The organism is Clostridioides sp. GD02404 (genome assembly GCF_045898275.1).
In the GTDB taxonomy this organism is placed as follows: Bacteria; Bacillota; Clostridia; order Peptostreptococcales; family Peptostreptococcaceae; genus Clostridioides; species Clostridioides difficile_A.
In genome coordinates, this window is record NZ_JBJOCA010000052.1 from 1 (window position 1) to 6,882 (window position 6,882).

Below are 6,882 nucleotides of genomic sequence, written 5' to 3' on the forward strand. Positions count from 1 at the left end.
CATAAAAAAAATATATAAAGAGCAGTTAATCTGCTCTTTTATATAAATACAAAACTTAATTATAATAAAATACTAATTGAAAAATTCATTTAATATTAATTAATAAATACAATATAACACAATTTTAGATTGTTACACATAATATATTTTGATATAATTAAGTTATTAATAAAGTATTCCAAGTATCTAAGAAAAGAAAAGGGATACTTATTTTTATGTTTTATTTTTAATGGAGGCTTATATGAACTTAGAAAAATTAAAAAAATTTTTTGGATTTCCTCTAGACAAAGAACATAAAGAAAACGTTGAAAAAGAACTTTGCAATTATCTTTATCATACAGGGAAAATCATTTGTATAATAATAATAATATCCCAAATAATTATGATTATATCAATATCAGCTAGAGAAGGTGGCCCTTTTGCCACTCCAAGACGTCAATGGTATTTTTGTATGTACATAACACTGTTTTCTGTATCTTCAATCTTTATGTTTGTATTTTCTTATCTTTGGAATAAAAAAAAGGAGTATTGCACTTTTTATATAAACTTATGGGTAATTTATGTATCTTTTTTCTGCCTATGGGGATGTGTAATTACTCTACTCGACCAATTAGGTGGAAATGACTTAAGTGTATTTAGTTACATTATGTTAGCAGCTGCGGCTTTTTCAGTATTAAAATTCGGAGAATCAATAATAGTTTTTGGTGGATGCTTTTTATTTCTTAACTTTTTCTTACCTGGAATTCAAACTATACCAGGTAATGAATTTAGTAATATTGTTAATACTTTTTTTATAACATCACTTGCTATTTTTGTTTCTACAATGCTATATAGAAGTCGTGTATTTACTTATTATGACAAACTTCTAATTCGCCAACAATATGAGGAAATATATCATATAAATAATTTACTTAATCATAAAGTCATGATAGATGAACTAACTAAAATGAATAATCGTAGATACCTTGAAGATATTCTACAAAAAAAATTAATCAGCTATGCAAATCAAGTACCTATAACTGGAATGATGCTAGATATCGATTACTTCAAGCAATTTAATGATACCTATGGACATCAAAAAGGAGATTATTGCTTGCAAAGTATCGCTAAAGTAATTTTAGATTTTACAAATTCTGAAAATGCACATGCTATACGATATGGTGGCGAGGAATTTTTTATATGTATTTTCAACTGTGATGAAGAAGATGCTAAACTTAAATCAGAATGTTTACGAAAAATTATAGAAAATTGCCATTTTGAACGTGATGATGTTCCTTCAAAATGTGTAACTGTTAGTATTGGAGTTTATACAAAGAAAATTGAAGAAAAAATAACATTAGAAGAATTTATAAGTTACTGTGATAAAGCTCTATATACTGCAAAAGAAGAAGGACGTAATTGTGTGGAATTTTATTAAAAAATATATAAATAAAAGTATTAATCCTTCATGCTTAAATTTTTCAGGAAAAATTTTTTTATATTTATAGTAAGTAAACACTATTAAATAAACCTATAAATTAGACCTTTAAACTTAAGTCTCACTTATAGGTTTATTATTTTCTGAATATTAATTATTTTGAATTTTAATATTTATACGCTATACCATTAAATCTAAGTTATATTTTCAAATATATTATTATCTAATTTTCCATTTCTTTAATCAACGAAACATTTTGCTTTTCTATAGAATTTAACACATCTGTATCAGCTCCTATATCATAATCTGGCTGATACCATGATTTATTACTAAAATAACTCTTATATGGCTCTTCTTTAAACACATACCCATATCTTGCAAATATTTCATTTCTTATATAGGCTAACTCTCCTTTGCTATAACCCTCGAGTTCTTCTCTAGTCAAAACTCTTGAATCACTATCATATATAATATAATCATCATCATAACTTACTTCTTTACTTTTTGAGTTAGAATCTGAATTTGAATCACTTTTACTGTTCTTGGTATTATTTTTTTCTTTATCACTCTCATCACTTGTTTTATTATTTATGCTTTTGATAAATTTATCAGCTTCTTCTTTGGAAATTTTGTTAAGTGTACCACTTACTTTGTCAGCTTCTAATGAAATTTCATTACTATTATATCTAGTTACAGACAGTTTTTTATTTGATGAACTATCCTTACTTTTTAATACCATACTATTGCTATCTGAACTTTCTACTTCATATTTAATCGTATAATTACCTTCTTCTTGGTTTTTAGTATAAAGTTTTATTTTATCAGGTTCTTCAAACTCAAATATATTATACTCATCAGCCTTCCAAAAACCACTTAAATCTTTTGGCTCTAGATTTTTAGAATAAATCAATTCATTTTCTAAATAAATCTCTGAGTACTTTTGTATATTACTCATTTCAACTTTATCTTTCTTAGTCTTCATATTATAAAAATGTACTTCCTTATTCTTGCTAGAATATACTATGTTCTCTGAATTAAAGGAATAACCAATCACATCACTTGCTATCTTCTCTTTATCTAAAAATAATTCACCACTTGATTTAATATAAAGTAATTTATCATTATTAATAATAGATAGATTAGAATTTTCTTTCATGTCATTTCCTATTTTTTCTTCTTCTTTATTATCTTTCTTGATATATATGTCACCATCAGAATTTATAAATACAATACCATCATTAATTAAACTTATATAATCAATATCAGATTTTATTTTCTTAGATTCGTCTTTTCCTACTTCTTTTTCATATAATTCATCATCACTATTTATAAAGTAAAATTTATTATTTCTATATCTATAAGACCTAACATCTGATGCTATTTTTTCACTTTTTCCATTTTTATATGAATACAATTCTCCTTTTAAGTCTTTATAATTATACTCACTTATATACATAATATCTTCATCATCAGATTTTACTCCCCATAAATTTGATACATCCGAACTAATCTTAACTTTATCATTTTTATCTAAGCTTTTTAAGTATAAATTATCATCATTATTTATAAATATCACATCGCCTTTATTGTTTATAATATCAAAATTTTTTATATCTGTTGATATTTTTTCTTTATCTTCATTTTCTTTATATAGATATAACTCTTCATCTGTATTAACATAATATATATACTTTCCATCTTGAGATATCTTATATAATACAACATCATTGGCTATTTTTTCTTTGTCTTTCCCATCATACTTTACATACAAAGAATTTTCTGATGATATATATGCCATAGTCTTTGAAGAAAGAATAAATTCATATGAGTTAAGTTCACTAGAAATTAAGTCTGATGCTAATTTTTCCTTTTCTTTTTTTAAATTGTATTTATACAAATTATTCTCTTTATCCTGAATTAATATAGATTGCTCCCCATTTATATAATCTCTCTTTGTATCTATAGGTATATCTGATGCTATTTTTTCTTCATCCTTACCTTGTGTCTTTATATATACATCTGTCATACCATCAGAATTATCCTCATCTCTTTTTAATAGTATAAGAGAATTATCTCTTTTATCCTGACTATTTTTAGAATTATTTTTTGTACAACCTGTGCATATAAGTACCAAACTTAAAACCATAAATAACCATTTCTTAGACATTCTTACTCCCCCTCATATAATAGATAATGTAATAAATATTTTTTATATTTAACATTTTACACATTTTCATACTATAGCCTTATATATTTGTAATATAAAGCTAGCCTACAAATTCATTTATATCTTTTCCATAATTATCTAAAATCACTTTATAGTTTATAGTATATCACAACAAACGTTATCCTATCACATTAACTATAACTACTCCAAAAGCCTTTAATGCTTCTTGAAGTACTTCATTTCCTCCATAAGGATATCCTATAGGATTAAAATAAAGTTTTGAAGTTTTTTCTTCAATCATTTTACAACCTTCTATTGTATAATCACCTATACCAATTTCAGAAAATACAGTTTCAAAATCCCATGGAACAGATTTCAAATACTCTTGTCTTTTTTCTTCATCTAACTGTTTATATTTCTCCCAAAACAGTTTATTTTCTTCTTCTGTTGGCCACCAAAAATAATCTAATTCTTCTCTATAATAAAAATCTTCCACTCTTTCTAAAATATAATATTCCAAATCATTAACTTGTACACAATCATTTTTTATACTTGCTATATATGAAAATAAATTCTCAATCCTCTTAAATACTTCAATATTATCAACATTAAATTCAATAAAACAAAATTCACACATCATATTCCTCTCCTAACTTGAATACTTTATACTTATATTGTATTGCAAAATAAAATTAATTAAATCATATGTTTACAAGTACAATAAAAATAACTTGCATATATCCAAACTAGATAATATACAAGTTATTTACTATTTTTATGCTTAAAATTATATAATTTTACTATAATTTATAATTATTAGAATTCAGCATTCTTAGGAGTTCTTGGGAAAGGTATAACGTCTCTTATATTAGACATACCTGTCATATACATAATTATTCTTTCAAATCCAAGACCAAATCCAGAGTGAGTAGCAGTACCAAATTTTCTAAGCTCTAAATACCACCAGTAATCTTCTTCTCTTAATCCCATTTCATGAATTCTATCTAATAAAACGTCTTCTCTTTCTTCTCTTTGAGAACCCCCAACTATTTCTCCAACACCAGGAACTAATAAATCCATTGCTCTAACAGTTTTACCATCTTCATTCATTCTCATATAGAATGCTTTTATATCTTTTGGATAATCAGTTACAAATACTGGACAGTTGTATATTTGCTCTGTTATATATCTTTCATGCTCAGTTTGAAGGTCACATCCCCATTCAACTGGATACTCAAATTCATGACCTGATTCAATTAATAACTCTACTGCTTTAGTGTATGTTATTCTAACAAATTCAGAGTTTACTATCTTATTTAATCTTTCTAATAATCCTTTATCTATAAAACTATTAAAGAATTCCATTTCTTCAGGAGCATTTTCTAAAACATAACTTATAACATATTTTATCATATCTTCTGCAAGTTCCATGTTATCTTCAAGGTCTGCAAAAACTATTTCTGGTTCTATCATCCAGAACTCTGAGGCATGTCTTCCTGTGTAAGAGTTTTCAGCTCTAAATGTAGGTCCAAAAGTATAAACATTTCTAAAAGAAAGTGCCATTATTTCAGCATTTAATTGTCCACTAACTGTTAAATTTGCTTCTTTTCCAAAGAAATCTTGAGTATAGTCTATTTTTCCATCTTCAGTTTTTGGAATATCATTTAAATCCATAGTTGTTATTCTAAACATTTCTCCTGCACCTTCACAGTCACTACCTGTTATGATTGGAGAATGTGCATATACAAAGTTTCTTTCTTGGAAAAACTTGTGTATAGCATATGCAGCTATTGATCTTACTCTAAATACAGCTGAGAAAGTATTACTTCTTGGTCTTAAATGTGCTATTGTTCTTAAGTATTCAAGTGTATGTCTTTTCTTTTGTAGCGGATATGAACTATCTGATTCCCCTTCTACAACTATACTTTTTGCATGTATCTCTACAGGTTGTTTAGCTCCTTCTGTAGATACCAATTCACCTTCCACAAGTATAGATGAGCTTATTGCTAATTTTCCTATTTCTTTAAAATTTTCTACTTTCTCATCAAATACTATTTGCATATTCTTAAAAAAGCTTCCATCATTTAACTCTATAAATCCAAAGTTCTTAGATACTCTAGATGTTCTTATCCATCCAGCTACTTTTACAGTTTTTCCTATGTACTGCTCTTTGTCTCTGTACAATTCTTTTACTGTTATAAATTCCTTTTGCATTTTAAATCCTCCTAGTATAATTATTATTAATTTCTTATAAATATAATTTCAATAAAAAAAAGCCCTTCATCCCTTATATAAAGGGACGAAAGACTATTACTCTCGCGGTACCACCCTAATTGTCATAAATGACCTCTTAGTTAAGCAATGCTTAAAGCCTATAACGGTGCCTTCCGTCTAAGTCTACTTGCTAAACAAGCTTTCGATTAGAAACTCCAAGATGTTCTTCAATATAAACCTCGTATTGAGCTCTCACCGTCCTCAACTCGCTAAAACTACATTTTATATCTACTCTTCTCTTCACAGTATTTATCTTTTATTATTTCCGCTAATTAACAAAATTATACCAATTTATAAATTTTTAGTCAATAAATTTATGAAATTGATACTGATTGCTATTTATAAAAAAAGTAGAGTAGCACATTGTTCATCAAACTAGATATAAGTCTACAAGCCAATACTACTCTACAAAATTACAATAAATACTTATTTTTATCATTGAATCTTACAATTTTTATAACTTACTTCCATTGTCAACCCAATCTTTTGCTTCCTCAACACTATTAAGTGAAGGTATTGAAACTTTACTATGAGGTTTTAATTTTTCAACATCAGCCCATGCTGCTGTTGACTCATTTCCAACTAAAAGTGGACTTCTAAGTCTTTTATTATCTTTGCCTTTTAATGCTCTTGCTTTCTTATTTTCCAAAACTATCACCTCTATTATTTATTTTGTAATAGTTTTAGCAATTTTTCAAATTAAATTCATAAGTTGAGATTATAATGATTTTTAAATAAATAATATACATTTTTAATACCTAATTCATTCCTATTTTTATCCAAAATTTTTATTTCATATTACAAAATATACGACTACCTTTTTATTTTAATATTAATTTTTGGTACTATTTTTTAATATAAAAAACATACTAAAAATCTGATTATTCCCTAGAACACAGTACCTATCCGCATATATACAGGACTAACAAAGCCATTTTACTACTAATTTACTACTACCGAATGAGCCTTGATACGTTGATAAGTCCTAGAAATGCAAAGATATGGTATTAACACATCAGTATTG

5 protein-coding genes and 1 other annotated feature are annotated in these 6,882 nt (G+C 26.3%); of the genes, 1 reads left to right on the forward strand and 4 read right to left on the reverse strand.

Annotation, left to right across the window (positions count from 1 at the left end):
• The first annotated feature begins 241 nt into the window (after positions 1-241).
• On the forward strand, positions 242-1,417 hold the full coding sequence (locus Q3287_RS19135) for a GGDEF domain-containing protein (RefSeq protein ID WP_054276989.1): 1,176 nt from the start codon (positions 242-244) through the stop codon (positions 1,415-1,417).
• Between the two features lie 223 nt (positions 1,418-1,640).
• Here Q3287_RS19135 and Q3287_RS19140 read toward each other — a convergent pair whose 3' ends face one another.
• The 4 genes from Q3287_RS19140 to Q3287_RS19155 all read right to left on the reverse strand — a co-directional run bounded on the left by Q3287_RS19140 (position 1,641) and on the right by Q3287_RS19155 (position 6,507).
• Positions 1,641-3,584 (reverse strand): YARHG domain-containing protein, encoded by a 1,944-nt coding sequence (locus tag Q3287_RS19140; protein WP_407964659.1) that lies wholly within the window; start codon positions 3,582-3,584, stop codon positions 1,641-1,643.
• 178 nt (positions 3,585-3,762) lie between these two features.
• Positions 3,763-4,224: a hypothetical protein gene (locus Q3287_RS19145; protein WP_407964660.1), complete on the reverse strand. Its 462-nt coding sequence runs from the start codon at positions 4,222-4,224 to the stop codon at positions 3,763-3,765.
• 176 nt (positions 4,225-4,400) lie between these two features.
• Positions 4,401-5,798, reverse strand: a complete 1,398-nt coding sequence (gene asnS, locus Q3287_RS19150) for an asparagine--tRNA ligase (RefSeq protein ID WP_054276991.1) — start codon at positions 5,796-5,798, stop codon at positions 4,401-4,403.
• A gap of 78 nt (positions 5,799-5,876) precedes the next feature.
• Positions 5,877-6,111 (reverse strand) — a binding site (T-box leader).
• A gap of 201 nt (positions 6,112-6,312) precedes the next feature.
• On the reverse strand, positions 6,313-6,507 hold the full coding sequence (locus tag Q3287_RS19155; RefSeq protein WP_021385202.1) for a DUF3787 domain-containing protein: 195 nt from the start codon (positions 6,505-6,507) through the stop codon (positions 6,313-6,315).
• Positions 6,508-6,882 lie beyond the last annotated feature (375 nt).